Here is a 2,263-nt window from a genome sequence, read left to right as displayed (position 1 = left end):
CCTGGGAAGCGCGCCGGTGATCTGCGGCTTGACGAGGATGGTGGAGAGTGAGTTACCGGGCCAAGCGCAATCGCGACAAGATCAGCCAGGTAATCCAGCTGCGCGAACCGCGCCGCGCGTGCCGGTGATCAGCGAACGCAGTTCTGACAGATAGGTCTGCACGAAGAACGAGGTCTGGCTTTCCAGCGGCGTATAGGGACCCGGCCGGTAGGCGCGCGACATGATGCCGTCGGCATTGTCCTCGGTGATCTTCTTGTCCTGCACCGTGGTGACGTCCCACATCCAGCTGATCGCATCGGCGTCGATGTCGCCATCGGCGTCCTTGTCGACGAGCCAGGTCAGAATGACGTCGGTTTCCGTGGCGCTGCGCGGTATCATCTGGAACAGCGTGACATAATCATTGGCAGCACTTGCAAACGACAGGCGTCCGAGGCGGAAGCCGCTTTCGCCACCATCATAGGCGTGACGGCCGCCCATCAGGCATGAGACCCCCTCACCTGTATTGGACAGCGTGTTGCGGCCGGATCCGATCGGCTTGCGGTGCATGGCAAACGGCATCGTGTCGAGGTCGCCAGCCTGCCACGCGCCCTTGTGGAACTCGGCATCGCCGATGACGCTGTGCCAGGCCTCGATTTCATTCTGCCACTCGACCGCCTTGTCGGCGTCGCGGGTCGCGGTCACTTTGACATGGCCGTTGACGCGGTAATATTCGGGGTGGGCCGGCCGGCAGTGATAGCATTCGAGGAAGTTCTCGAGCACCAGCTTCCAGTTCGCCTTGGTGAGATAGTTCTTGCGCGCGACGATGCGTGCACGGTCAAGGCCGTTTTCGCGCAAGCCGCCGGTCAGCCCGTCCGCGACAGGCTGGATGTCGGGCAGCGAATTGGCATCAAGGCCGCAGAACACGAGGCCGCCGAAACTCTTGCAGGGTACGCGGTGCAGTCCCAGCGCTTCCGGATCGACGCTTTCCGGTAGATCCTGCCGTGACTGCAACTCGCCGGTCAGCCTGAACGACCAGGCATGGTAGGGGCAGACCAGAAGCTTGCCGCGACCATCCTTGGCGCAGAGCCGCGAGCCGCGATGGGTGCAGACATTGTAGTAGGCCGCGATGTCCTCCTCGCCGTCGTCGAAGCGCACGACGATGATCTCCTCGTCGAAAAGCTGGCGCACGATGTAGCGGCCTTTTTCTGGGACCTCGCTGGCATGGGCGACAAGCATCCATTGACGCGGAAACCACAAGTCCCGTTCCAGCGCGAAGATGGCAGGGGCCGCGTAGAAGGCCTGTTCCAGCGACCAGTCCGGACGTTGCCGGTCGATCAGCCTGACGGTCTCGCTTCTGTCGATAGGCTGGCTGTTCGATGTGTAGGCCTGCACGGCAAACACCTTTCTGCTCGCTGGCGTTCGAATGACGTTTCGATAGAGTGTGCGATGCGGAAAGGCTTGCAGCAAATACAGAAATGATAGACATTCATATCGAAAAGGCATGAAAGCAGGTTTGGATCGTGAAAACCCTCAAGACATCGCTTCCCCTGCTGAACGCCATGGTCGTCTTCGAGGCTGCCGCCAGGCATGGCGGGCTGACGCTGGCCGCACAGGAGCTCAACATCGCACAATCGGCGGTCAGCAGGCATGTCGCCAATCTCGAGCGCCAGCTGTCGGTCGAGCTGTTCACGCGCAGAGGCAACCGCGTCGCCGTCACCGGGGCCGGCAACACGCTGGCCGAAGCGATCCGCGAGGGTCTCGGCACCATCAGGCAAGCGGTCGAGGATTTGACCGCGCACGACAGCGATACATTCGTGGTCGGCTGCAGCCACGACTTCGCGCAGGCATGGCTGATGCCGCGCTTCGGCCTCATCACATCGCAGGTTGCCGATGGCCGGGTGCTGCTGCAGACATCCACCGACTACAGGGATTTCGACCAGCCTGAAGTGGCATTGTCGATCCGTTTCGGCGAAGCCGGGCAATGGCCCGACTTCGTGACCGAAAAACTGCTCGAGGGTGAGTGGTTCCCGGTTTGCGCGCCGGCGTTCCTGGCGCGTTATCCGGCGCTCGCCTCGGAAGAGCCTGAGGCTTTCCTGGCAGTGCCGCTGCTGCATCAGGTGACGCCGCCGGGCGCGATCGACAGTTGGCAATCGTGGGTCGGAACCGACCGGAAACTCGACGGACCTCGGTTCACCGGCTACATGTCGATGATACACGAAACCATCGCCGGGCGCGGCGCGGCGCTCGCCTGGGCGGGATTTGCCGACGAGCATCTGCGCCGCGC

2 protein-coding genes are annotated in these 2,263 nt (G+C 62.6%); one reads left to right on the top strand and one right to left on the bottom strand.

The window, feature by feature from the left end:
- Positions 1-81: 81 nt before the first annotated feature.
- Positions 82-1,371, bottom strand: coding sequence for an aromatic ring-hydroxylating dioxygenase subunit alpha (locus ENZ75_RS29325; RefSeq protein ID WP_164888100.1), 1,290 nt, complete (start codon positions 1,369-1,371; stop codon positions 82-84).
- 128 nt (positions 1,372-1,499) lie between these two features.
- On the opposite strand from ENZ75_RS29325, the gene ENZ75_RS29320 reads away from it, so the two are divergent.
- The coding region (locus ENZ75_RS29320; protein ID WP_128278526.1) for a LysR family transcriptional regulator at positions 1,500-2,263 on the top strand (764 nt) is incomplete at its 3' end.

The sequence above is a fragment of the Mesorhizobium sp. M7A.F.Ca.CA.002.04.1.1 genome (genome assembly GCF_004022805.1).
In the GTDB taxonomy this organism is placed as follows: domain Bacteria; phylum Pseudomonadota; class Alphaproteobacteria; order Rhizobiales; family Rhizobiaceae; genus Mesorhizobium; species Mesorhizobium ciceri.
The sequence above is the reverse complement of the archived record's forward strand: the minus strand, read 5'-3'. Positions and strand labels throughout refer to the sequence as shown.